This is a genomic window from Catenulispora sp. MAP12-49 (assembly GCF_041262705.1).
Lineage (GTDB): Bacteria > Actinomycetota > Actinomycetes > Streptomycetales > Catenulisporaceae > Catenulispora.
Genome location: NZ_JBGCCP010000013.1, coordinates 207297 through 230766, shown reverse-complemented (window position 1 = coordinate 230766; position 23470 = coordinate 207297). Strand labels below are relative to the sequence as shown.

Genomic DNA, 23470 nt, shown 5'->3' with positions numbered 1-23470 from the left:
TCAGGGCACCTCGATTCGAATTCCGGGATCACGCTCCGCGGCCGCCTCCGGGTCGAAGGCGGTGTGCGCGGCACGCCGGGGCAGGTCGTAGACGGTCCGGCCGGTGAGGGCGTTCAGGATGACGGCCGCGCGGTGGGCGCCCAGACCCAGGTCCGGGGCGCCGACGCCGTGCGTGCGCTGCTCGGCGTTCTGCACGAACACCCCCGGGGCGGCCCGGTGCTCCAGGTCGGCGGGGCCGAGCAGGGCGGCCAGGCCCGGGTCCAGGAAGGACGGGATCCGGTCGCGGTAGCCGGTGGCCAGGACGACGGCATCGGTCAGGACGCTGAACTCGCGCTTCTGCCGGTCGTGCAGGCAGGTGAGCTCGACGGAACCAGGACCCTGGGACTGACGAGCCTGCTGGGACTGCTGAACCTGGTAGGTCGCGCCGGTCACCGAGACCCCGGGAAGCAGAGTGGCACCGGTGTCCCCGGCCAGGCCGAGGGTCCCGCCGTAAAGGCTGTCGAACGAGCGCATGTGGAGTTCGGCGTACAGATCGGCGATGGTCTCGAAGCTGATCGCCTTGTGCAGCCGGCCCTGGGTGCGCAGCAGGTCGGCGCGCACGTCCTCGCGCAAGCCGTGGAAGAAGCGCGTGTAGTCCGGTGTGAAGTGCTCCAACCCCAGCTGGGAGTACTCCATCGGCTCGAAGGCCGCGCTGCGGGTGAGCCACCGGACCCGCTGCCCCGGCGCGCCGCCGCGCACCAGGTCCAGCACGATCTCGGCGCCGGACTGGCCGGAGCCGACCACGGTCACGTCGTCGAGGGTCCGCAGCCGTTCGCGGTGGAGCAGATAGTCGGCACTATGCAGCGTCGCTCCCGGGAGATCGAACGGCGTCACCGGCTCGGTGCCGATGCCGAGCACGATGTTCGCCGCCGTGGCCATCGTCGGCCCGCTGGGCGCGGTGTATTCGATCTCGAAGCCGACCTCCGCGCGGCGGATACGGGTCACCGCTGTACCGAAGCGGCAGAAAGGCAGCTGCGCGGCGACCCACTGGCAGTAGGCCTCGTACTCGCGGCGTTGCAGGAACAGGTTCTCGGCGAAGTAGAAGCTGTAGAGGCGGTCGGTCTCGCGCAGCCAGTTCAGGACCGAGAACCGGCTGGTCGGGTCGGTCAGCGAGACCAGGTCGGCCAGGAACGGCACCTGGAGTGTGGCGCCGTCGAGCATCATCCCCCGGTGCCAGGCGAAGACCGGCCGCTCTTCCAGGAAGAGCGGCTGCAGGCTGTGGTTCTCCCGCAGCGGCTCGGCCAATGCCGCCAGCGACAGGTTGAACGGGCCGATCCCGACCCCGACCACGTCATAGTGCTGCATCAGCCCGCCCTCCGGGTCTCGGGGATCAGGGTCCGGTCGTAGACCATGAGCATCGCCTGCTTGTCCGGCAGGTCCAAGAAGCCGCGCGGCTCGAAGCCGGCGTTGGTGAAGGCCCGGATCGAGCGCTGGTTGCGCAGGTCCGGCTCGGCCAGCACGCGCGAGGAGGCGGTCCGGGACAGGGCCCAGTCGGCGACGGCGCGGATCAGCGTCGAGCCGACGCCGCGTCCGCGGTGGGAGCCGGGGCCGATCAGCACGTGGATGCCGACGTCCCCGCGACGTGCCGAGTAGTACGCGGCCAGCGGGTCCTGGTCGGCCTGGTAGACCTCCCAGTAGCTCATCGGCTCGCCGTCCAGGCGCCCGAGGTAGGGCTCGGAGTGCGCCGAGGACAGCTGGGCGGCGATGTGCCGGTCCAGCACCTCGCGCGGGCCGTCCAGGTCCCAGAAGGCGGCCACCTCCGGGTCGTTCATCCAGCGGTGGAGCACGGCCAGGTCCTTCAGCGGCCGCAGCTGCTCCATCTCGAACCGGCCGAAGGGCGTGGGCAGCAGCCAGCCCCCGCCCCCGCGGGCCTGCGCCGTCTTCATGATCGCCATGGCTACGGCACCGCCAGCGGGTTCGGGATCTGGACGTACACGCTCTGCGTCTCCAGCGGGCCGACCAGCTCGTCGAGCCCTGCGACCCGGGTCAGCAGGTTGGCCTTGCAGGGCAGCGTGGGGCTCTCCAGCAGCGACTCGGTGACCCGGTGCGCACGCCCGGCGGCCTGCCGCGACGCGGCGAAGCGGCCGAGCACCTCCCGGGCCCGGCGCAGCAGCCGGCGCTCGTCGACCAGCGCGGTGGCGCCCAGCGCGCCGATCATGCCGATCAGGTTGTTGACGCCCACGTAGTAGGTCAGGCGCTCGTCGACGATGGTGTCGGACACCACGGTGTCGCTGTCCTCGCCGGGGCGCGGCACGAAGTCCGCCAGGTGCGGCACCGCCGACTCGCGGAAGTAGTAGCCCTGGTTGTCGCGGTAGCGGCCGCCCTCGGGCAGGCCGTGCGCGTCCAGCATGACCAGGGTGTTCTGCTGGTGCGCCTCCAGCGTGATCCCGTGCGCCGAGTCCAGCCACAGGATCGGCACCACGACGTTCTCCAAGTAGCGCGTGAACCAGTCCAGCACCGCCTCGGCCGGCCGTAGACCGGTGCGCTCAGCGGAGCCCACGATGATGTCGGCGAGCAGGTTCTCGCGCAGGTGGCCGTTGCGGGAGGGGCCGTAGCCGAGGTCGGCGAAGGCCGCGACGCAGTAGACGCGGTCCATCGGGCCGAAGGGGTTCTCGCGCAGCAGCACGTCCAGGCCCAGGCCGCCGGTCTCGGCGACGATCCACGCCGGGTCGCCGAGGATGCCGAAGCCGGGGTGCGCGGCGGTGATGGCCTTGGCCAGGCCCGCGTCGAGCATCCGGCGGACCTCGACGCCGCGCCGGAGCTCCTTGCGCAGGTTCTCGCGCTTGGAGTTGGTGATGCGCAGCGCCAGGGGCAGCTTGAGCATGTAGGGGGCGTCGGCGCGGTAGACGGTGCGGATCGAGCTGGTCGCGTGCCAGGGGCGGCCGTGCGGGCCGAGGTCGGCCAGCAGGCCCTGGTCGGTCAGGGCCCGGACCTCGGGGCGCTGGCGCAGGTCGTGCGACTGCCAGGGGTGCGCGGGGATCAGGATGCTGTTCGGGGTCGCGCCGCGCGGCAGGTCGCCGCCGAGCAGCTTGTGGACCAGGGTCGGGGCCTTGTCGGACTCCGCCGAGTCGTGGCCGGCGATGGCCGGGTCCACGACCCACCAGTGCAGCTGGAACGAGCCGTCGAGCTCGGGCGAGTAGCGCGCGGCCTCCTCCTGCGACCAGCCCTCGCGGGCCTTGGGCGCCGGGTGGAAGGGGTGGCCGGCGACCAGCGCCTTCTCCGCCCACAGGAAGCGGGTCTCGCCCTGGGCCGTGCCGTGCGACAGGTGCGCGGCGATCCGGCGGGAGGAGTCGACGACCCGGCCGACCAGCTCGGCCACCGCCGGGACCCCGCCGCCGGCCTCGCGGGCGATCAGCGCGGCCAGCGTCGCGGCGTCCAGCGGCGGCGGGGCGGACGGCGGCAGCCAGGACTCGGCGGTCCAGGCGCTGTCCGGCTCGATCTCGTCGCCCGCGGGCCGGCCGAAGGCCTTGTTCTTGGGCGCCGCGGACTTGCGGTTGGCGTGCGGCAGCGCCAGCGGGTAGGCCGGGCCGAACCGGTGCCAGCCGACCGCCGACCAGGCGTCGACGTCCACTTCCACGGTGACCCCGGTGGCCGGGAAGGTCAGCCGCATCGGGCCGCCGGTCGGCACCGGGATCCGGGCCTCGCGGACCCAGCAGCGCAACAGGACTTCGGCCGACAGCTCGTCGGCGGCGAATGTGTTCATGACGGGCCCCTGACGAAAGCCGAGGATGAGGACGCGGTGCCGCCGGCGGCGCGGACCGCGGCCAGCAAGGCGTCGATCTGCAGCTCGGTGGTGTGCGGGTTGAGGAGGGTGAGCTTGAGGCGGACCCGGCCCGGTGGCGTACCCGGCCGCTCGCGCGCCAGCTCGGTGCGCCCGAGGACGGCCCGGCCGGCCTCGAGCAGATGCCGCCGCAGGAGCCCGTTGACGCGGTCGGCGTCGCGGGGGTCCGGCGGGAGATAGCGGAACAGGACGGTGGTCAGCTGCGGCTCGGCGGTGAGCTCCAGGTCGGCGTGCTTCCGGACCGCCTCGGCCGCGTACCCGGCCAGCGCCAGGCAGCGGTCGGTGAGCTGCTGGAAGCCGTCCCGGCCCAGCGCCTGGAAGGTCGCGGCGAGCTTCACGGCGTCGGCCCGCCGCGTGGTGCGCAGCGAGCGTCCCAGCAGGCTGGGGTAGCCGGCCTGCTCGTCGTCGACGGAGTTCAGGTAGGAGACGCGCTTCTCCAGCGACCGCAGCGACGCGGCCTGCTTGACCAGGAAGCAGCCGGCCGGCACCGGCTGCCAGCCGAGCTTGTGCAGGTCCAGGGTGACGGAGTCGGCGACGTGCAGGCCCTGCAGCCGCGCGTCGGCGACGGTGCCGAGCAGCAGGCCGCCGCCGTAGGCCGCGTCCACGTGGAACCAGGCACCGTGCCGGGCCGCGACCTTGGCGATCGGCACCAGCGGATCGATGGCACCCAGATCCGTGGTCCCGGCGGTGGCCACGACGGCGAGCGGGATCTCGTCCCGGTCGGCGACCGCCTCCATCGCCTCAGCCAGCGCGTCGGACCGCATCCGGCCCTCCGTATCGGAGGCCACGGAGACGACACAGCGCTCCCCGAGCCCGAGGATCGCGGCATTGCGCGCGACCGAGAAGTGCGCCTGGTCGGAGGCCAGGATCCGCAGCCGCCCGGCGGCGAACGGCGGCACACCGTCGAGATCGGGATCGGCGTCGAACCGGCGCCGCAGCACATCGTCGCGCGCGAGCAGCAGCCCCATGAGATTGGACTCGGTCCCGCCGGAGGTCAGCACGCCGGCACTGGCATCGGAGTAGCCGACCGAGCGGGTCAGGGTCCGGACGACCCGCTCCTCGATCTCCCCGGCGGCCGGCGACTGGTCCCAGGAATCCAGCGACTGGTTCAGCGCGGCCACCGCGGTCTCGGCGGCGACCCCGACAGCGAGCGGCGGACAGTGCAGGTGCGCTGCGCAGTGCGGATGCGCGGGATCGGCGGAACCCCAGGCCAGCAGCCGGCCGAGGGCGGCGAGGGTCTCGAACGGATCCTCGCCCTTGTCCGGCAACGCGCCGAAGCCGGTGGCCGCGACCGCGTCGCGGACGGCGGCCGGCCCGCCGGGCGGGAGGGGGCCGAGCCAATCGGCGCGGCCGCGGTCCAGCCCGTCGAGGAGGGTGGCGAGCAGGAGGGCGAGGGGGCCGGTGCCGGAGGGGCCGGAGGCCAGGGCGGTGGCGTCGATAGCGATGTTGAGGGTGGTGTCGATGGCGGGGTCGATGACGGGGGCGATGGCGGGATGGCCGGCCGGCGGCTCGGGCGTGGCGACCGGCTCGGTCATCGCAGGGCTCGGCTGCCAGACCGCGGCCAGATCGGTTGGCGGCTCGGGCATGAGACTCAGCGGCGCGAGGCGGTCGCCCGGCGACAACAACCCGGCAGCCGCGCCGAAGTTGGCGACCTGGCTGGCAATCTGATTGGCGACCTGATTGGCCACTTGGTTCGCGGCGATGCTCAGCGCCGGTCCCGTCGGGTGCTCCGCGGGCGCGAGCCGGCCGACCGGTTCGGCGCGCAGGACTCCGCGCAGGACGTCGGCCTCGACGCCGCTCATCTCGCCGATGTCGACCTTCGCGCCGGCCCGGACCGGCAGCTGGGTGCCCGGCTCCTCGTCAATGTGCTCAGACACCGGCTGCCTCCAAGTCGCGGCGGGTCGTGCGGTCGGGGTCGGGGTTAGGGTTGGGATCGGCGTCGGCGTCGGCGTCGGCGTCTGACAGGGCGTCCAGGGCCAGGCCGAGGACGCCCATCAGGTGGTCGGCCTCGTCGTCGCCGAGGGTGAGGGGCGGCAGCAGGCGCAGGACCGCGCCGTGGCGGCCGCCGAGTTCGGCGATCACGCCGCGGGCCAGTAGTTCCGCGCGCAGTCGGCGGGCCGTCGCGGGGGCGGTGGGCAGGGCGCCGAGGGCGTCGGGCTCGCCGTCGGGGTCGACGATCTCCATGCCGAGCATCAGGCCGCGGCCGCGGATCTGGCCGAGGGCGGGGTGAAGGGCCTGATATCTGGTCAGACGTCCGATGAGCCGTCCGCCCAGCTCCGCGGTCCGCGCGGCCAGGTCCTCGGCCAGGATGTGGCGGATGGTCGCCGCTCCCGCCGCCATCGCGAGCTGGTCGCCGCGGAACGTCCCGGTGTGCGCGCCCTCGGCCCAGCGGTCGAGCTCCGCGCGGTAGACCACCACCGCCAGCGGCAGTCCGCCGCCGACCGCCTTCGACAGGACCATGACGTCCGGCACCACGCCGGCGTGGTCCACGCCGAACAGCCGCCCGGTCCGCCCGAACCCGGTCTGGACCTCGTCGGCGATCAGCGGGACGCCGTGTTCGGCCGTGACGGCGCGCAGCGCCCGCAGCCAGCCGTCCGGCGCCGGGACCACGCCGCCCTCGCCCTGGACCGGCTCGACCACAACCGCCGCCGGAGCCGCCGCGCCCGAGTGCGGGTCGGACAGCAGGGTGCGAACATACGCCGCCGACGCCGCCTCGCCGAGCGCCCCGCCCAGGCCGAACGGACAGCGGTACGGATGCGGGAAAGGGAGCCGGGTCAGGAACGCGTCGCCGGCGACCGCCGGATCGCGCACCGCGTTCGCCCCGGTCAGCGCCAGAGCCCCGGCGGTCATGCCGTGGTAGGCACCGGTGAAGGCGAACACGCCGCGCCGCCCGGTGGCGATCCGGGCCAGCTTGACCGCGGCCTCGACCGCGTCGGCGCCGGTCGGGCCGGCGAAGTGGATGCGGCAGTCGGCGGCCAGCTCCGGGGGCAGCGCCTCCAGCAGCACCGAGGTGAACTCGTCCTTCACCGGCGTGGCCAGGTCCAGGACGTGCAGCGGGGCACCGCTGTCCAGCACCGCGCGGATGGCGGCGACCACCACCGGGTGGTTGTGCCCCAGCGCCAGCGTCCCGGCCCCGGACAGGCAGTCCAGGTAGTCCCGGCCGTCCGCCCCGGTGATCCACGAACCCTGCGCCCGCACTGGCACGATCGGCAGATGCCGCGCGTACGTCCGCGCCGCCGACTCGCGCACCGCCTGCCGCGCGAGGATCTTCGGCGCGGAGATCTTTGCTGCCGAGATCTTTGCTGCCGAGATCTTTGGCGCAGAGCTCTTCGCTGCTGAGGCGGCCTGGGGGTTCGTACGGTCGGCGGGCAGGGCGGGCGAGGGCATAGCGGTTCTCCATCCGTGGCAAGAGATCAGGTAAGGCTTACCTAACTCCCGTCACGGAAGTCAACCTGAATCACTACCGACAGTGATTCTCCCGCGCGTGATCAGACGCGCGGGTCTCCGACACGCCCAGCGTGGACGCGGCGGCACCGCCCGCGTGCCACGTAACGAAAACGAGCCGCCCGGCCGCCGCGCACAAGCCCGCGGCTACGTCAGCAGCAGCCCCTCCAGCCGCCGCGCCGCGACCACCGCCCCGACCAGGCCCATCACCGCCAGGTACAGCACGTCCCACAGCAGCCCGACGTGCATCCGCCCCAGGACCAGGGCCCGCAGCAGGTCGATCCCGTGGTACAGCGGCAGCGCCTCGATCAGGATCCGCACCTGGCGGTTGTACACCGACAGCGGATAGAACGCGCCGGAGAACAGGAACATCGGCATCAGCGCCAGCGTCACCAGGTCGAAGTCCTGCCACGACCGCATGAACGACGTGCACGCCATGCCGACCGCGGCGAAGGCGAAGCCGATCAGCACCGTCACCGGCAGCGCCAGCAGCGCCCACCAGCTGTGCACCAGCCCCATGACGAGCATGACCGCCAGGAACGCCGCCGAGTACATCAGCCCCCGCAGCTGCGCCCACATGATGTCGCCCAGGGCGATGTCCCCGACCCGCAGCGGGGTGGCCAGCATCGCGTCGTAGATCTTGCCGTACTTGATCTTGAAGAACACGTTGAAGGTGGCGTCGAACACCGCGCCGTTCATCGCCGAGACCGCGAGCAGGCCGGGGGCGACGTAGTGCGCGTACGGCACGCCGTCGATCGCGCCGGTCAGCTTGCCCAGGCCGACGCCGATCGACAGCAGGTAGAACACGGGCTCGAAGAACCCGGAGACCATGGTCAGCCACAGCCGGCGGTAGACCATCAGGTTGCGCTCGACCAGCACCCCGGCCTTGCCGCCGCCCATCGGGCCGAAGGCGCGCCGGCCCAGCAGCGCCCGGGTCAGCGGGGCGTTGGACCAGAAGGACAGCTCGGCAGTCGTCATGACCCGCTCCTTCCTAGAAGTTCAGCCGGCGGCGGAAGGTGCGCCTGCCGTACCACAGCGCCGCGCCGACCACCCCGACCAGGTACGCCAGGTGCAGCAGCACCGAGCCCGCGGTCGCCGTCCCGAGCGCCAGGCCCCGGCACAGGTCCACGCCGTGCCACAGCGGCGTGGCGTAGGCCAGGGGCCGGATCTCGACCGGGAGCTGCGACACCGGGAAGAAGGTCCCGGAGAACAGGAACAGCGGGATCATCACGAACCGGAAGACCACCGAGAACCCGGTGTCGCGGTCCTGCGTCACCGCCCAGGCCACCACCGGGGCGGCGAAGGCCAGCCCGGTCAGCACCGCGGCCGGCAGGGCCAGCACCGGCCCGAGGCCGCCGGGCCCGGCCGCGCGCACCGCGCCGAACAGCGCCATCACGCCGAGGAAGATCGCGCAGTTCATCAGGATCCGCAGGCCGATGAACAGCAGCCGGCCCAGGAAGACGTCGAACGAGCCCAGCGGCGAGGCGATCGAGGCGTGGAAGGTGCGCTGCCACTTCATCGACGACAGCACCGGATACGTCGACTCCCCGATCGCGGTCTGCATCGCCGCGTTGGCCATCAGTGCCGGGGCCAGGAAGAGCAGGTAGCTCACCGGCTTGCCGTCGACGGTGCCGAAGGAGCGCGCGCCCGGGCCGGCGTCCACGATCTTGCCCAGCGACATGCCCAGGGCCACCAGGCTCATCAAGGGCCCGAGCACGCTGGAGATGATCGAGCCGCGCCAGGTGCGGCGGTAGTTCGTGAGCAGCCCGCGCAGTTCGCGGACCGCCATCGGCGGCGCGGCGGCCGCGGTCAGCGCCATCAGTCCACCAACGTCCGTCCGGTCAGGTGCAGGAAGACGTCCTCCAGCGACGAGCGCCGCACCAGCGAGGCCACCGGCACGATCCCGGCGCCGTGGACGGCGGCCATGCAGGCCTCGCCGTCGTCGCTGTAGAGCAGGATCCGGTCGGGCAGTTCCTCTATACGGTCGACGGATCCGCGCTCCTTGGTGTCCACCAGCGCGGCCAGTGAAGCGGCTGCGGCCTTGCGGTCCTCGCCGTCCGGTGCGAACCGGATCTCCAGCACCTCGCGCGTGGAATAGCGCTCGATGAGCTCGCGCGGCGAGCCCTCGGCGGCGATCCGGCCGTGGTCCATCACCACCAGCCGGTCGCACAGCTGCTCGGCCTCGTCCATGTAGTGCGTGGTGAGGATGAGCGTCGTGCCGCCCTGCTTGAGCCGGAACAGCCGGTCCCAGACCACATGCCGGGCCTGGGGATCCAACCCGGTGGTGGGCTCGTCCAGGATCAGGATCTCCGGGGAGTTGATCAGCGAGCGGGCGATGGTCAGGCGCCGCTTCATGCCGCCGCTCAACGGCTCGACCGGGGACTCGGCCCGGTCGGTGAGCTGCACGAACTCCAGCAGCTCGGTCGTCCGCGCGGCGATCTCGGCCCGCTTGAGCCCGAAGTAGCGGCCGTAGATCAGCAGGTTCTCCCGGACCCGCAGCTCCATGTCCAGCGAGTCCTCCTGCGGGACCACGCCGAGCCGGGCCTTGATCCGCGAGGAGTCCACCCGCGGGTCCATGCCCAGGATGGTCAGCTCGCCGCCGGTCATCGGCGAGACGCAGCCGATCATGCGCATGGTCGAGGACTTGCCGGCGCCGTTGGGGCCGAGGAACCCGAAGACCTCGCCGCGGTGGAGCTCGAAGTCGACGCCGTCCACCGCGGTGAAGGGAGTGCCGCCGCGCTTGGTCGGTGGGAAGACCTTGCGCAGGCCCACCGCCTTGATCAGCGGGGCGTCGGAAGAGGAGGAGATGAGAGCAGGCGTGGGCGAGGTGGAGATGTCGACCATGCCCGCAACCTAGCGGGATTCAGGGACAATCCGTAAACGCTTTATGGCGTGGCGGCAGGCTATTCCGGCCGCCACCGGCGGATCTCAGCCTTCGAGCTCGCCGTGATGCTGGTGGCCGTGGTGGCCGCCGCGCAGATCGTCGTTCTTGGGCTCGCGGGGGCCCTTGCGCTTGACGTCCACCCCGCCCATGAACGCGAAACCCTTGACGTGCACCGTCGGCGCGGCGGGGTCGATCGGGCCGACCGGGCTGCCGGAGTAGCCGCCCATGAAGCCGAAGCCGTGCACCTGGACGTTCAGGCCCTCGGGCACGAGGATCTCCACGCCGCCCATCCAGCAGGAGGCGTTGATCGTCACCTCCATGTCCTCGAACTCGGCCTCGCGCAGGTCCAGCACGATGCCGCCCATCCAGCAGAACGCCGTGTACCGCTTGGGCACCACCCAGGCGCCCCGGTTCTCCGAGCCGCCCATGACCACGAAGGTCTTGCGGCGGCCCGGGGTGCGGCCGACCCGCCACCGGCCGCGGCCGGTGGCCGGAGCGGGGGCAGCGGCCGGGCGGGAGCCGGCCGCCGGGAGGTCCCGGGTGATCGGCTCCAGCTCGGCGTAGGTCTTGGCGGTGTAGACCGCGGTGATGCGGTCCTCCAGCTCGTCCAGGCCCAGGCGGCCCTCCCCGGCCGCGTCCCGGAGCCGTTCGGCGACCTGGTCGCGCTCGGTGTCGGAAACGCGCAGCTGCCGCGGGTCGATCGGCTCGGGGACGTTGCTCGTCATGGCGTAGACCTTACAAGACCAAGGGGAATCTGCGAGGGGTCACAGGGCCGTGACGTAGGCCCCGCTGATGCCGCCGTCGACCAGGAAGTTCGAGGCGTTCACGAACGAGGCGTCGTCGCTGGCCAGGAACGCCACCGCGGCGGCGATCTCCTCCGGCTCGGCGAAGCTGCCGCGCGGGACGTGCACCAGGCGGCGGGCGGCGCGCTCGGGGTCCTTGGCGAACAGCTCCTTGAGCAGCGGGGTGTTCACCGGCCCCGGGGACAGCGCGTTCACGCGGATGCCCTGCCGGGCGAACTGCACGCCGAGCTCGCGGGACATCGCCAGCACGCCGCCCTTGGAGGCGGTGTAGGAGATCTGCGAGGTAGCCGAGCCCAGCGTGGCCACGAACGAGGCGGTGTTGATGATCGAGCCGCCGCGGCCGGTCTGCTCGAACTGCCGCAGCATGTGCGGCAGGACCGCCTTGCAGCACAGGTACACCGAGGTCAGGTTGACTCTCTGCACCCGGTCCCAGGCCTCGATGTCGGTGGTCAGGATCGAGTCGTCGTCGGGCGGGGAGATGCCGGCGTTGTTGAACGCGACGTCCACCGAGCCGTAGGTGTCCACGGCGGTCTGGAACAGCGCCGCCACCCGCTCGGCGTCGGTGACGTCGGTCCGCACGAACAGGCCGCCCACCTCCTCGGCCGCGGCCTTGCCGCTCGCCTCGTCGAGGTCGGCGAGCACCACGTGCGCGCCCTCGGCGGCGAACCGGCGCGCGGTCGCCAACCCGATCCCGCCGGTACCGCCGGTGATGACGGCCACCCGGCCGGCCAGACGCTCGGTCATCTCGCTCCTGTTCTGAGTTTCTGAGTTTGCAGAGTGTTCACGCTTCTCAACGGTCACAGCGCGATGAAGATGTTCTTGGTCTCGGTGAACGCGGCCAGCGCGTCCGGTCCGAGCTCCCGGCCCAGGCCCGACTGCTTGAATCCGCCGAACGGCGTGGAGTACCGCACCGAGGAGTTCGAGTTCACCGACAGGTTCCCGGCCTGGACGGCCCGCGAGACCCGCAGCGCGCGGGACAGGTCGCGGGTCCAGATCGAGCCGGACAGGCCGTACTCGGAAGCGTTGGCGGCGGCCACCGCCTCGTCCTCGGCGGCGAACGGCGTCACGGTGACCACCGGGCCGAAGACCTCCTCGCACTGGATCTCATCGTCCGGCGCGACCCCGGTGAGGACGGTCGGCGGGAACCAGAACCCTGCGGTGTCCGGGACTTCGCCCTGGTAGGCAAGGCGGCCGGCGGGAACCCGGTCGACGTAGCCGGACACCCGCGCCTTCTGCGCCGCGGAGATGAGCGGGCCCATCTCGGTCTTGTCGTCCATCAGGTCGCCGATCACCACGCCGCGGCAGGCGGTCAGGAAGTGCTCCAGGAACTCGTCGTACGCCGAGGCCTCGACATAGATGCGGGACCGTGCGCAGCAGTCCTGCCCCGCGTTGTCGAAGACGCCGTAGGGCGCGGACGCGGCGGCCTTCTCGATGTCCGCGTCGGCGAAGACGATGTTCGGGCTCTTGCCGCCGAGCTCCAGCGTCACCCGCTTCACCGTCGCGGCGCACTTCGCCATGATCTCGCGGCCGACCTTCGAGGAGCCGGTGAACACGACCTTGCGGACGTCCGGGTGCTCGACCAGCCGCGCGCCGGCCTCGGCACCGAAGCCCGGCACGACCTGCAGCACGCCCTCCGGCAGCCCGGCCGCCAGCGCCAGCTCGGCCAGCCGCAGCGCGGTCAGCGGCGTGGTCTCGGCGGGCTTGAGGACCACGGTGTTGCCGGCCGCCAGCGCCGGCGCGAAGCCCCAGGCGGCGATCGGCATCGGGAAGTTCCACGGCACGATCACGCCGACCACGCCGAGCGGCTCGGAGACGGTCAGGTCCAGACCGCCGGCGACCGGGATCTGCCGGCCGAACAGTCGCTCCGGCGCCGCCGAGTAGTACGTGAGGACGTCGCGGACGTTGCCGGCTTCCCAGCGCGCGTTGGAGATGGTGTGCCCGGCGTTCTCCACCTCGATGCGCGCGAGCTCCTCGGAGTGGGAGTCCACGAGCTCGGCGAACCGGCGCAGCAGCCGGGCCCGGTCGGCCGGCGCGACGTCGCGCCAGGCCGGGAAGGCCTCGCGCGCCCGGCCGACGGCCGCGTCCACGCCGTCGGCGGAGGTCATCTCCAGGGAGTGGAAAACCGCGCCGGTGGCCGGGTTGATCAGGTCGTACACGCGCTATCGTCCTTTTGCGTATCTGGTCGCGGCGTCGGTCAGGGAGCGGAAGAGCTCCGGCTTGCTGTCCTCCTCGGGGTGCCACTGCACCCCGACCACGTAGTCCTTCTCGGGCATCCACACCGCCTCGATCAAGCCGTCCGGGGCGTTGCCCGAGGATTGCAGGCCCTCCCCCAGCTTGTCGATGCCCTGATGGTGGTGGCACCAGGCGATGATCTGGGTGCCCATCACGCGTCCGGGAGGCGCCGCCGGATCCAGGTCGATCCGCACCGCCGCGTACTGGCCCAACTGCTTGCGGTGCGCGTCGCCGAACACCGCCTCGTCGGGCAGGTGCTGGCGCAGCGTGCCGCCGCGGGCGGCGTTCAGCAGCTGGAACCCGCGGCAGATGGCCAGCACCGGGACGTTCCGCTCCAGGGCGGCGGCCAGGAGCGCGAACTCCCAGGCGTCGCGCCCTTTGCGCGGGCTGTCGGTGTCCAGGTGCCGCACGGCGTTGTAGCCGGCCGGATCGATGTCCGGGCCGCCGGTCAGGATCAGGCCGTGCAGGACCGCGACCACCTCCTCGGCCTCGGCCCTGAGGTCCTGCGAATCGTGCTCCAGGTGCTCCGGGAGCAGCAACGGGACCCCGCCGGCCCGGGTCACCGACTCGACGTACGCGTGCGGGAGCAGCGAGGCGGGCACGTTCTTCCACGCCCCCCACGAAGCCGTCTCCTGGTACATGCTCAGTCCGATGAGAGGCGCCGGCATCGCGGCCTCACATCCTTTCGAAGGAACGGAATCGCTCCCAGTCGGTCACGGTCGACTGGAAGGCCGCGAGTTCCACGCGGCCCATGGTGATGTAGTGCTCGACGACGTCGTTGCCGAGGGCCTCCCGGGCGGGCTCGCTCCAGGAGAAGTAGTCGACGGCCTCGCTGAGCATGTCCGGCACCCGCGGGATGTCGGCTTCGTAGGCGTTCCCCGTGAACTCCGGCGGCAGCTTCAGGCCGCGGTCGATCCCGGCCAGGCCGGCGGCGATCATCGCGGCGACCGCCAGGTAGGGGTTCACGTCCCCGCCGGGCACGCGGTTCTCCACACGGAGCGACTCGCCGTGGCCCACGACCCGCATCGAGCAGGTGCGGTTGTCGCGGCCCCAGGCGATGCCGGTGGGGGCGAAGGAGCCGTTCGCGTAGCGCTTGTAGGAGTTGATGTTCGGCGCGTACATCAACGTGAAGTCCCGCAGGAAGGCCAGCTGCCCGGCCAGGAAGTGCTCCATCATCTCCGAGAAGCCGTTGGGCCGCTCCGGATCGGCCATCACCGTCTCGCCGCCGGGGCCGCGCAGGCTCAGGTGGATGTGGCAGGAGTTGCCCTCGCGGTGGTCGTACTTCGCCATGAACGTGAGGGACTTGCCCTCCTGCATGGCTATGGTCTTGGCGCCGTTCTTGTAGATCACGTGGTTGTCGCAGGTGGTCAGCGCGTCCCGGTAGCGGAAGGCGATCTCCTGCTGGCCCAGGTTGCACTCGCCCTTGGCCGACTCCACGTACATGCCGGCGCCGGACATGCCGGTGCGGATCCGCTTGAGCAGCGGCTCGACCAGCGACCCGCCGAGCATCGAGTAGTCGCCGTTGTAGTGGACCGAGGGCTGCATCTCGCGGTAGCCCTTGCGCCAGGCGTCCTGGTAGGAGTCGTCGAAGACGATGAACTCCAGCTCGGTGCCGGCGTAGGCGGTCCAGCCGCGCTCGGCCAGCCGCGCCAGCTGCTTCTTCAGGATCTGGCGCGGGCTCTGCGCGACCGGCGCGTCGTGGTGGTCGACGACGTCGGCCAGAATCAGCGCGGAGCCCGGCTCCCACGGAACGTTGCGCAGGGTGCTCAGGTCCGGCTTGAGGACGAAGTCGCCATAGCCGGTCTCCCAGCTCGCGGTCTCGTAGCCGTCGACGGTGTTCATGTCGACGTCCACGCCCAGCAGGTAGCTGCAGGCCTCCGTCTCGTGCGCGGCCACCTCGTCCAGGAAGTACTCCGCGGACAACCGTTTTCCTTGCAGCCGGCCCTGCATATCGGTCATGGCCAGCTGAACGGTGTCTACGCGGCCGACCGATATGAGGTCGCGGAGCTGCTGGAGAGTGAGCATGCCGGAACGCGGGGGCATAGTGTGCCTACCTAAAGGTCAACGCAAGGCGGGGCACGGAGACGGTGACCGCGGCCTTGTGACTTACAGAGGTTTGCGACGTGCTGGCACATACCCTGGTGTGCGGCGGGGGTTCCAGTCAAGATCCGTTGTGATTGTGCGGGTACGGGCTGTTCGGGGGCGTGCGCACCGGTTCGGCGCGGTGGCGCGGCGGCGGCGAAGCGGGGTCCGACCCGGGCGGAGGCAGACTCCGCCTGGCCGGTAGCGTGGCCGACGCTCGGCGTACCGCTGGAGTTAAGCTGAGCCCGATCACAGCTGATCACCGCCGAACCCGCTGAACCCGCCGAACCCGCCGAACCTGTGCTGAACCCTCGCTGGAGCCCCGCGTGCACTGGATGATGCCCTATCAGATGGCCTTCTGGCTGTGCGGCGTCCTCATCGTGCTGGCCGCGGCGATGTACTTCTCCGGCAAGCCGGTGCTGGTGAAGTACATGCCGTTCCCCCGGGAGCTGGGGACCGTGCTGGGTCTGTTCGGCTTGTGGCAGGTGGCGGGGCAGCTGTCCGTGATGAAGGTGGACGGGGCGATCGCTCGCGGCACCTGGATCTGGGACGCCGAGCGGGACCTGTTCCTGCCCAGCGAACACTGGATTCAGCACCTGTTCTTCCCGGCGCATCCGACCGTGGTGAAGTTCTTCAACCTGTACTACGCGTCGATGCACTTCACGTGCATGATCATTTTCTTGATCTGGATGTTCGTCCGGCACCGCGAGCACTATGCGCGGGCCCGGACCACGATGGCCATGGCGACCGCCTTCGCCCTGGCGATCCAGCTGATCCCGGTGGCTCCGCCGCGGATGATCGACAAGGCCCACCTGGTCGACACCGCGCTGTACTTCCACCAGTCGGTCTACGGCCCGATGAACGCCGACTCCCCCGACCAGCTCTCGGCGATGCCGTCGGTGCACGTGATCTGGGCGGTACTGGTCGGCTGGACGGTCTGGCGGGTCTCCTCCAGCAAGTGGCGCTGGATCGGGCCGCTGCACACGGTGCTGACCATCACCGTCGTGCTGGCCACCGCGAACCACTACTGGGCCGACGGGATCGTCGGCGTGGCGCTGCTCCTCCTTTCGGCGGGAATCCAGGCCGGGGTCCGGCGTGGCGTCGGGGTGATCCGCGCCCCGCGCGTAGCCTCGGCGGAGCCAACCGAACCCGAGCTTGCCAGGAGCACCTGATGACCGCCGTCGCCGAAACCGGGGCCAACACGGTCCCCACCACCGTCGCCTACGGCGTGCTGGGCATGAGCTGCGGGCACTGCAGCGCGGCCGTCACCGAGGCGCTGAGCGCGCTGCCGGGCGTGCACGCCGTCGAGATCGACCTGGCGGGCAAGCGCGCGGTGGTGACCAGCGACGGTCCGCTGGAGATCACCGCGGTGCGCGACGCCATCGAGGACGCCGGCTACCAGCTGGTCTGAGCGCCTCCCCCGGCAGGCCGGCCAGCGGCACCGGGCCACTCATCCGCGATTGGCCCGCAGCTCGCGCCCGAAGCATCCGCCGCCGGCGGCGGCCCCCGGACTACGCTTCGGCAGCATGACGGCGACTCCGCATCTGCACACCCAGCGCCTCGACCTCGACGACCAGACCCTGCGCGAATGGGACGCGACCGTCCTGCGGTCCGACGCCGAGGGCCTGGTCCTGGACCGTTCCGCCTTCTACCCCGGCGGGGGCGGCCAGCCGCCGGACGAGGGCGTCCTGGTGTGGGGCGGGGTGCGGACCCGGATCGTCGGGGCCCGCAAGGACGACGACCTCGTCCTGATCCCGCACGACGAGGACCCGCTGCCGCCCGCGGGCACCGCCGTGCGCGGCGCGCTCGACGACGAGCGCCGCACCTGGCTCATGCGCACCCACTCCGGGCTGCACCTGCTCTCCGGCGTCGTCTTCCGCGACTTCGGCGCCCTGGTCACCGGCGGGAACATGGAGCCGGGGACGGCCCGCATGGACTTCAACCTGCCCGAGGTGCCGCCGGACTTCAAAGCCACGGTCGAGGCCGCCTGCAACGTCGAGGTGGACCAGGACCGCCGCATCGACGTGAAGGTGCTGCCGCGCGAGGAGGCCTTCGCCATCCCCGACATCATCCGCACCGCCACCAACCTCGTGCCGCCGGAGCTGGAGGAAGTGCGGATCGTCGACATCGTGGGCCTGGACACTCAGGCGGATGGCGGAACCCATGTCGAATCGACGAGATGGATCGGCAAGATCGAGGTGTTGAAGGTGGAGAACAAAGGCAAGGGCTTCCGGCGCTTGCGCATCGCCATCCGTGACTGAGTGTGACTGATCTGAGTGCGACTGATCTGAAGGTGATCGGTCCGAGAGGCGGCAGGATCATGGGGACAGACGCCCGCGGGCGCGTGAAAGTGGAGACCGGCGCCAAGCGCGTTCGGCTTTATCTGGACAACCGGCTGGTGGCGGACACGCTGAGGCCGCTGCTCGTCTGGGAGAAGCCGTTCTACCCGACCTACTACGTCCCGGCGAAGGACGTCCTGGCCGAGCTGAAGCCCACCGGGGAGTCCGAGCACTCGCCGAGCCGCGGCGACGCGCAGGTGCACGACGTCCTGATCGGCGGTGCCACGGCGGCCGGCAAGGCGCGCACGGTCCCGGAGTCGCCGCTGGAGGAGCTGCGGGACGCGGTCCGGTTCGACTTCGACGCCTTCGACTGGTTCGAGGAGGACGAGCCGGTCTACACGCACCCGCGCGACCCCTACAGCCGCATCGACGTCCTGGCCAGCACCCGCCACTTCCGCGCCGAGCTGGACGGCGTGGTCCTGGCCGACTCGCCGGGCAGCATGATCCTGTTCGAGACCGGGCTGCCGCCGCGCTACTACGTGCCGATCACCGCGCTGAACCAGGACATCCTGCGGCCGTCGGAGTCCGTCACGCACTGCCCCTACAAGGGCGCGGCGACGTACTGGTCGGTCCAGGTCGGCGACAAGCTCCACACCGACCTCATCTGGGGCTACCGGACGCCGTTCCCGGAGGTGCAGAAGATCACCGGCCTGGCCGCGGTCTACAACGAGAAGGTCGACATCTACCTCGACGGGGTGCTGCAGGAGCGGCCGAAGTCCCGGTACTGAGAGTTCCCGTTCCCAAGATCACCGGGCAGACATCTAGCCGGTGAACTCGACGGCGTACGAGGCGGAGTCCGGTGCCTGCAACCGCAGCACCCGCTCCGCCTCTGCCGTCAGCGCCCTGGCGTCGGCCTTCCCCAGCTTGTGGAACGGCTCCAGCGTCAGCGTCGCCAGCTTCTTCTTCGCCTCCACCGACCAGATCCCCGCGATGTAGCCGCCGACCAGGAAAGACGGCAGGATCTGCAGGTTCTTGCCGTTGTACACCCGCTCCCAGTACTCGCGGGAGATGATCCGCTGCCGGTGCTTCGCGTTGTGCGCGAGCAGGATGCTGTCGAAGCGCGGCAGCAGGCGCGGCGGGGCCTTCACCTCGGCGTCGGTGATCTCGCCGTCCGGGACGTCGTAGAGCGTGCGGCCGGCCTCGTCGGTGTAGGCGACCAGGTCGTCGAAGCCTTCGAGGATGCCGCGGGCGCGCGTGACCTTCAGCCCGAGCCACACCGCGACGTCGTCGGCGGCGGCCGGGCCGAACGCCGCGAGGTGCCGGTGCACCAGCGAGGCGATCGCCGCGTCCGGATCGGCGGCCCGTTCCGGCGAGTACAGGTACGTCTTGGGGCCGGTGGCCGGGGCCCAGTTCCCGTCCGCCGGGAAGCGGATCAGGGCGTTGCTGCGGTAGATCGGCCGCCAGCTGCGCGACTCGTGGTACTCCAGGTTGGGCGCCGACATGCGACCCGGGTTGTCCGCCGCCCACTTCGCGGCGAAGTCCGCGAACTCCGCAGCACTGCGCGGCTGGTCGGCGGCGAACTTCAGAACCGCCGCGCGCAGTTCGTGCAGGCCGGGATCCTTGGCCTCGGCCTTGGCGGTGAGCACGTCGGCGTTGGTGGCCTCCGACACGGCCGCGTACAGCGGGTGCTCGGCGCGGCTGACGGCGTGCACCGTGCCCCGGATCGAGGAGCCGACGACCAGTTCGCGGCGCTCGAAGGCGTCGTAGACCGACTCCAGGGTGGCGCCGTCGTTGCGGGTGAACAGCGAGACCGCGACGGCCGGCCAGTACTGGGCCTGGATCGCGCCGATCGCCTCGACCGTCTCGGACAGCGAGCCGCTGTGCGGGGTCAGCAGATGCTGGCGGGCCAGCAGGGTGCGGTTCAGCGTGTCCCGGGTGAGTGTGGTCGGCGCCATACCGTCGATTATGGCCGCTCAGTTGTCCGTCGGCGGGTTGAGGAAGTCCCACTGGTTCTTGTCCCACACGTCCTGCATCCCTTTGTCGACTATCGTCTGGGCCCACACGCGCAGGCCCTCCGGGTTCTTCAGCTTCCAGATGAAGGTGTGGTCCACGCCCTTTGTGAACGTGTAGTAGTTGTTGACCAGGTCCGAGATGACGTGGATGTCCTTGGGCTGGTACGGCTTGCCCCAGGAGTCGTCCACGAACAGCTCCGGCTCCTGCCCCTTCTTCTGCAGGTTCAGGATGTCCTGCGCCATGCCCACGATCGGGCTGGTCGGCGTGTAGACGATCGGCGCGACCTTGTCCTGGTCGCCGCCGCCGGCGAAGCCGGACAGGAAACCGGCGGTGATGAACCGGCTGGCCGGGATCTGCCCGGACATGAAGTAGATCGAGGGGTCCATGCCCCAGACGATGATCGGCTCCGAGCGGCCCGCGCCGGCGATCTTCTGCACCTCCTGGGCGACCTCCCAGTCGTGTTCCATGTCGGTGCGCGGCCAGGTGAACGCCAGCGTGAGGAACAGTGTCGCGGTCGTGGCCGTGACCCCGAGCATGGTCCAGCGCAGCCGCGAGCCGTTGCGGTGCAGCGCGCCGGTGGCCAGGATCACCAGCGGCGGAAGCATCTGCAGGAAGTAGTGGCCGAAGAAGTGGAATCCGCTGGAGACCCCGATCGCCGAACCGGCCAGCCACAGCCACAGGTCGGCGTCGGCCTTGAAGATGCCGTTGCGGGCCGTCATGTACGTGATCGCCAGGAAGGCCGCGGCCGAGGCGCCGATGAAGATCCCGAAGTTCGCCCAGAACCTCGCCATGATCGTGCCGAACGAGCCCAGCGAGGTCAGATAGCCGCTGTTGCCGGTGAACACCCAGAAGAAGAAGTCGCCGAAGCCGACCCACAGCGCCACTCCCACGATGGGCAGGATGAACGCCGGGATGATCACGACCAGGCCCTTCCAGCGCTGGTCCTTCCAGGCCCGCCAGGCCACCGGGAGCATCGTGACGCCCGCGGTCTGCTTGGTGAGCGTGGCCAGCGCCGCCGCGACGCCGGAGCCGCCCAGCAGCGGGATGGCCCGCCGGGGATGTCGGCGGGCGCTGTCGGCGAGCAGGAAGGCCGCGCAGGTCCACGGCAGCATGAAGACCTCGAACGAGGCCGCCTGGGAGTCCTCCGGCGCGAGGCCCGCCGAGCCGAGCAGGTACAGCAGCCCGGCCCAGACGCCGTGCCGGCCGAAGCGGCGCTTGGCGATCTGGGTGATCAGGATCGCGGTGACGACGTGGACGCAGATCGCCAGCGCCCGGATCACCACCAGCGTGGACAGGCCGTGGTCGCCGACGAGCCGGAACACCCAGGCGTAGACGTACGGCAGCAGGGGCGGCTTTCGGTCGACGATGATCTGGTAGAACTGCCCGTTCTCGGTGTTCAGCGCGCGGGCCTGGGTGGCCAGGAAACCCTCATCGGGGTTCCAGAAGGTGCGGCTGAAGCCCGGAAGGTGGGTGATGGTGGCGACTGCGAAGAACAGAAGGACGACACGTGTCCACGAGGCCTGGGGGGTGTTCCAGAGCCGTTGGAAGCGGGCGGAACACCAGAGTCTTCGAACGCCTGAGGGCTCCGGATCAGGAGGCCCGTTCAGGCCCGGCCCGGTTCGGGTGGGAGCGTCTGTCGCGACCATCGCCTTGTTACGCCTCGCCGCCCATGAAAGAGAGGTTACCTCCCACGCAACGGTGGCCGGGGAGGTAACCCCCTAAAGTCAGCAGGCTGCTACCGTGCTGTTACTTTGGGTGCCGAGCCGTTGGACGAAGCGGCGCCGTCGGCCGACGCCTTGCTGCCGAGCCCGGCGACCAGACCGAGGACCTCGTGCGCGACGCGCTGCCCGGTCAGGCCGATCTCCTCCAGCACCTCGCCGCGGTTGGCGTGGTCCAGGAACTCCGCCGGGATGCCGAAGTCGCGCAGCGGGGTGTGCACGCCGGCGTCCCGCAGCGCCTGGGCCACCACGCAGCCCACGCCGCCGACCCGGACGTTGTCCTCGACCGTGACCACCAGCCGGTGCTCGGCGGCCAGCATCACCACCGCCGGGTCCACCGGCTTGACCCAGCGCGGGTCCACCACGGTGGCCCCGATGCCCTGGTCGGCCAGCCGCTCGGCGACGTCCAGGCAGACCTGCGCCATCGCCCCGACGCTGACGATCAGCACGTCCGGGGCCAGCCCGGTACCCGCGGTGGTCCGCAGCACGTCCATCGAGCCGGCCTTGGCCACCGCCGGGATGTCCTGGCAGACCGCGCCCTTGGAGAAGCGGATCATGGTCGGGGCGTCGTCCACGGCCACCGCCTCGCGCAGCTGGGCCCGCAGCTGGGCGCCGTCGCGCGGGGCGGCGATGCGCAGCCGGGGCACCACCTGGAAGATCGACATGTCCCACATGCCGTTGTGGCTGGCGCCGTCGTTGCCGGTGACCCCGGCCCGGTCGGCGACGAAGGTCACACCGGCGTTGTGCAGCGCGGCGTCCATCAGGACCTGGTCGAAGGCCCGGTTGAGGAAGGTCGCGTAGATCGCCACCACCGGGTGCAGGCCGGCGTAGGCCATGCCGGCCGCGGAGGTCACCGCGTGCTGCTCGGCGATGCCGACGTCGAAGATCCGGTCCGGGAAGCGCTCGGCGAACTTGGCCAGGCCCACCGGGTGCAGCATGGCGGCGGTGATGCCGACCACGTCCTCGCGCTCGGCGCCGATCTTGACCATCTCGTCGGCGAACACCGAGGTCCAGGACTTGCCGGCCGGGACCAGCGGCTGGCCGGTCTCCGGGTCGCTGTCCACGGCGACCTGGTGCAGCTGGTCGTTGACGTTGTTGCGGGCGGCCGGGTAGCCCTCGCCCTTGCGGGTGATCGCGTGCACGATCACCGGGCCGCCGTAGTGCCGGGCCCGGCGCAGCGCGGCCTCCATGCCGGCGAGGTCGTGGCCGTCGACCGGGCCGACGTACTTCAGGCCCAGGTCCTCGAACATCCCCTGCGGGGCGACGACGTCCTTCAGGCCCTTCTTGACGCCGTGCAGCGCCTCGTACAGCGGGGCGCCGATCACCGGGGTGCGGCCGAGCATGCCCCGGCCCCACTCCAGGAAGCGCTCGTAGCCCTGCGTCGTGCGCAGGGTCGCCAGGTGGTCGGCCAGCCCGCCGATGGTCGGGGAGTAGGAGCGCTCGTTGTCGTTGACCACGATGATCACCGGGCGGTCCTTGGCCGCGGCGATGTTGTTCAGCGCCTCCCAGGCCATGCCGCCGGTCAGGGCGCCGTCCCCGATCACCGCCACCACCTGGCGGTCGGTGACGCCGCGCACCTGGTGCGCCTTGGCGATGCCGTCGGCGTAGGCCAGCGCGGTGGAGGCGTGCGAGTTCTCGATCACATCGTGCTCGGACTCGGCGCGGGCCGGGTAGCCCGACAGGCCGCCGGAGTGCCGCAGCGAGGACAGGTCCTGGCGGCCGGTGAGGAGTTTGTGCACGTAGGCCTGATGGCCGACGTCCCACAGGATGGTGTCCTTGGGCGAGTCGAAGACCCGGTGCAAAGCGATGGTGAGCTCCACCACTCCCAGGTTCGGGCCGATGTGCCCGCTCGTCTTCGCCACGGTCGGGATCAGATAAGCGCGGATCTCCGAGGCGAGCTCAGCGAGCTGCTCGGAGCTGAGCTTGTCCAGATCGCGCGGACCCTGGATCGCCTCCAGCAGTGCCACCCGATCCTCCTTCAGTTGAAACGACGCTCCGGGCTTCCAGTTATACGGCAGAGAGTCTAAGCCTGGCCTGAGCGCCGCCCTGGCGCTTCCCGCCTCCTTCTACATGATCTTCACATGGCCCGCGCAGGGTGTTCACCCGAATGCGGCTCTCCGCCGAGCGCCAGACGAACGGCGGTTCGAACAGACGTCGGCGGCGTCGGCCGGGGAGACCCCCCGGCCGACGCCGCC

20 protein-coding genes are annotated in these 23470 nt (G+C 71.0%); 4 read left to right on the top strand and 16 right to left on the bottom strand.

Going from position 1 to position 23470, the window contains the following annotated elements:
- The 13 genes from ABIA35_RS24060 to ABIA35_RS24000 form a co-directional block, all read right to left on the bottom strand.
- Positions 1 to 1344, bottom strand: a complete 1344-nt coding sequence (locus tag ABIA35_RS24060; protein ID WP_370359391.1) for a lysine N(6)-hydroxylase/L-ornithine N(5)-oxygenase family protein — start codon at positions 1342 to 1344, stop codon at positions 1 to 3.
- On the bottom strand, positions 1344 to 1934 hold the full coding sequence (locus ABIA35_RS24055; RefSeq protein ID WP_370340690.1) for a GNAT family N-acetyltransferase: 591 nt from the start codon (positions 1932 to 1934) through the stop codon (positions 1344 to 1346). The genes ABIA35_RS24060 and ABIA35_RS24055 overlap by 1 nt, the downstream gene beginning before the upstream one ends.
- A 2-nt stretch (positions 1935 to 1936) precedes the next feature.
- Positions 1937 to 3742, bottom strand: coding sequence for an IucA/IucC family siderophore biosynthesis protein (locus tag ABIA35_RS24050; RefSeq protein WP_370359390.1), 1806 nt, complete (start codon positions 3740 to 3742; stop codon positions 1937 to 1939).
- A complete protein-coding gene (locus ABIA35_RS24045; protein WP_370359389.1) occupies positions 3739 to 5697 on the bottom strand; it encodes an aspartate aminotransferase family protein in 1959 nt (652 codons plus the stop codon). The genes ABIA35_RS24050 and ABIA35_RS24045 overlap by 4 nt, the downstream gene beginning before the upstream one ends.
- Positions 5690 to 7207: a diaminobutyrate--2-oxoglutarate transaminase family protein gene (locus ABIA35_RS24040; protein ID WP_370359388.1), complete on the bottom strand. Its 1518-nt coding sequence runs from the start codon at positions 7205 to 7207 to the stop codon at positions 5690 to 5692. Before ABIA35_RS24040 ends, ABIA35_RS24045 begins: the two co-directional genes overlap by 8 nt.
- A 204-nt stretch (positions 7208 to 7411) precedes the next feature.
- Positions 7412 to 8242: an ABC transporter permease gene (locus tag ABIA35_RS24035; RefSeq protein ID WP_370359387.1), complete on the bottom strand. Its 831-nt coding sequence runs from the start codon at positions 8240 to 8242 to the stop codon at positions 7412 to 7414.
- Between the two features lie 13 nt (positions 8243 to 8255).
- Positions 8256 to 9083 carry an ABC transporter permease gene (locus tag ABIA35_RS24030; protein WP_370340685.1) on the bottom strand — a complete coding sequence of 276 codons (828 nt, stop codon included), beginning with the start codon at positions 9081 to 9083 and terminating at the stop codon, positions 8256 to 8258.
- Positions 9083 to 10108, bottom strand: coding sequence for an ABC transporter ATP-binding protein (locus ABIA35_RS24025; protein ID WP_370359386.1), 1026 nt, complete (start codon positions 10106 to 10108; stop codon positions 9083 to 9085). Before ABIA35_RS24025 ends, ABIA35_RS24030 begins: the two co-directional genes overlap by 1 nt.
- An 84-nt stretch (positions 10109 to 10192) precedes the next feature.
- Entirely contained in the window at positions 10193 to 10873 is a 681-nt protein-coding gene (locus tag ABIA35_RS24020; RefSeq protein ID WP_370359385.1) for a DUF1707 domain-containing protein, read from the bottom strand.
- Positions 10874 to 10912: 39 nt separating this feature from the next.
- Positions 10913 to 11695: a 3-oxoacyl-ACP reductase gene (locus tag ABIA35_RS24015; RefSeq protein WP_370340682.1), complete on the bottom strand. Its 783-nt coding sequence runs from the start codon at positions 11693 to 11695 to the stop codon at positions 10913 to 10915.
- Between the two features lie 53 nt (positions 11696 to 11748).
- Positions 11749 to 13107, bottom strand: coding sequence for an aldehyde dehydrogenase (locus ABIA35_RS24010; RefSeq protein ID WP_370359384.1), 1359 nt, complete (start codon positions 13105 to 13107; stop codon positions 11749 to 11751).
- Between the two features lie 3 nt (positions 13108 to 13110).
- A complete protein-coding gene (locus ABIA35_RS24005; RefSeq protein WP_370340680.1) occupies positions 13111 to 13851 on the bottom strand; it encodes a gamma-glutamyl-gamma-aminobutyrate hydrolase family protein in 741 nt (246 codons plus the stop codon).
- Positions 13852 to 13858: 7 nt separating this feature from the next.
- On the bottom strand, positions 13859 to 15226 hold the full coding sequence (locus ABIA35_RS24000) for a glutamine synthetase family protein (protein WP_370359383.1): 1368 nt from the start codon (positions 15224 to 15226) through the stop codon (positions 13859 to 13861).
- Between the two features lie 374 nt (positions 15227 to 15600).
- Here ABIA35_RS24000 and ABIA35_RS23995 point away from each other — a divergent pair, with 374 nt between their 5' ends.
- The 4 genes from ABIA35_RS23995 (at position 15601) to ABIA35_RS23980 (ending at position 18332) form a co-directional block, all read left to right on the top strand.
- Entirely contained in the window at positions 15601 to 16437 is an 837-nt protein-coding gene (locus ABIA35_RS23995) for a phosphatase PAP2 family protein (protein ID WP_370359418.1), read from the top strand.
- Positions 16437 to 16676, top strand: a complete 240-nt coding sequence (locus ABIA35_RS23990; RefSeq protein ID WP_370359382.1) for a heavy-metal-associated domain-containing protein — start codon at positions 16437 to 16439, stop codon at positions 16674 to 16676. The genes ABIA35_RS23995 and ABIA35_RS23990 overlap by 1 nt, the downstream gene beginning before the upstream one ends.
- Positions 16677 to 16791: 115 nt before the next feature.
- Positions 16792 to 17526 (top strand): alanyl-tRNA editing protein, encoded by a 735-nt coding sequence (locus tag ABIA35_RS23985; RefSeq protein WP_370340677.1) that lies wholly within the window; start codon positions 16792 to 16794, stop codon positions 17524 to 17526.
- A gap of 59 nt (positions 17527 to 17585) precedes the next feature.
- Positions 17586 to 18332, top strand: a complete 747-nt coding sequence (locus tag ABIA35_RS23980; protein WP_370340676.1) for a DUF427 domain-containing protein — start codon at positions 17586 to 17588, stop codon at positions 18330 to 18332.
- A gap of 33 nt (positions 18333 to 18365) precedes the next feature.
- Here the strand turns inward: ABIA35_RS23980 and ABIA35_RS23975 are convergent, their stop codons facing one another.
- From ABIA35_RS23975 to dxs, 3 genes are all read right to left on the bottom strand, one after another.
- Positions 18366 to 19499, bottom strand: coding sequence for a winged helix DNA-binding domain-containing protein (locus ABIA35_RS23975; RefSeq protein WP_370359381.1), 1134 nt, complete (start codon positions 19497 to 19499; stop codon positions 18366 to 18368).
- An 18-nt stretch (positions 19500 to 19517) separates the two neighbouring features.
- Positions 19518 to 21203 carry an ArnT family glycosyltransferase gene (locus ABIA35_RS23970; RefSeq protein ID WP_370359380.1) on the bottom strand — a complete coding sequence of 562 codons (1686 nt, stop codon included), beginning with the start codon at positions 21201 to 21203 and terminating at the stop codon, positions 19518 to 19520.
- An 89-nt stretch (positions 21204 to 21292) separates the two neighbouring features.
- Positions 21293 to 23242: a 1-deoxy-D-xylulose-5-phosphate synthase gene (dxs, locus tag ABIA35_RS23965; RefSeq protein WP_370359379.1), complete on the bottom strand. Its 1950-nt coding sequence runs from the start codon at positions 23240 to 23242 to the stop codon at positions 21293 to 21295.
- Positions 23243 to 23470: the final 228 nt, after the last annotated feature.

Excerpts from the sequence above, each read along its gene's own strand:
- ABIA35_RS24060 (WP_370359391.1), bottom strand. The coding sequence starts at position 1,344 with ATGCAGCACTATGACGTGGTCGGGGTCGGGATCGGCCCGTTCAACCTG.
- ABIA35_RS24055 (WP_370340690.1), bottom strand. The coding sequence starts at position 1,934 with ATGGCGATCATGAAGACGGCGCAGGCCCGCGGGGGCGGGGGCTGGCTG.
- ABIA35_RS24050 (WP_370359390.1), bottom strand. The coding sequence starts at position 3,742 with ATGAACACATTCGCCGCCGACGAGCTGTCGGCCGAAGTCCTGTTGCGC.
- ABIA35_RS24040 (WP_370359388.1), bottom strand. The coding sequence starts at position 7,207 with ATGCCCTCGCCCGCCCTGCCCGCCGACCGTACGAACCCCCAGGCCGCC.
- ABIA35_RS24035 (WP_370359387.1), bottom strand. The coding sequence starts at position 8,242 with ATGACGACTGCCGAGCTGTCCTTCTGGTCCAACGCCCCGCTGACCCGG.
- ABIA35_RS24030 (WP_370340685.1), bottom strand. The coding sequence starts at position 9,083 with ATGGCGCTGACCGCGGCCGCCGCGCCGCCGATGGCGGTCCGCGAACTG.
- ABIA35_RS24025 (WP_370359386.1), bottom strand. The coding sequence starts at position 10,108 with ATGGTCGACATCTCCACCTCGCCCACGCCTGCTCTCATCTCCTCCTCT.
- ABIA35_RS24020 (WP_370359385.1), bottom strand. The coding sequence starts at position 10,873 with ATGACGAGCAACGTCCCCGAGCCGATCGACCCGCGGCAGCTGCGCGTT.
- ABIA35_RS24015 (WP_370340682.1), bottom strand. The coding sequence starts at position 11,695 with ATGACCGAGCGTCTGGCCGGCCGGGTGGCCGTCATCACCGGCGGTACC.
- ABIA35_RS24005 (WP_370340680.1), bottom strand. The coding sequence starts at position 13,851 with ATGCCGGCGCCTCTCATCGGACTGAGCATGTACCAGGAGACGGCTTCG.
- ABIA35_RS24000 (WP_370359383.1), bottom strand. The coding sequence starts at position 15,226 with ATGCCCCCGCGTTCCGGCATGCTCACTCTCCAGCAGCTCCGCGACCTC.
- ABIA35_RS23995 (WP_370359418.1), top strand. The coding sequence starts at position 15,601 with ATGATGCCCTATCAGATGGCCTTCTGGCTGTGCGGCGTCCTCATCGTG.
- ABIA35_RS23990 (WP_370359382.1), top strand. The coding sequence starts at position 16,437 with ATGACCGCCGTCGCCGAAACCGGGGCCAACACGGTCCCCACCACCGTC.
- ABIA35_RS23985 (WP_370340677.1), top strand. The coding sequence starts at position 16,792 with ATGACGGCGACTCCGCATCTGCACACCCAGCGCCTCGACCTCGACGAC.
- ABIA35_RS23980 (WP_370340676.1), top strand. The coding sequence starts at position 17,586 with ATGGGGACAGACGCCCGCGGGCGCGTGAAAGTGGAGACCGGCGCCAAG.
- ABIA35_RS23975 (WP_370359381.1), bottom strand. The coding sequence starts at position 19,499 with ATGGCGCCGACCACACTCACCCGGGACACGCTGAACCGCACCCTGCTG.
- ABIA35_RS23970 (WP_370359380.1), bottom strand. The coding sequence starts at position 21,203 with ATGGTCGCGACAGACGCTCCCACCCGAACCGGGCCGGGCCTGAACGGG.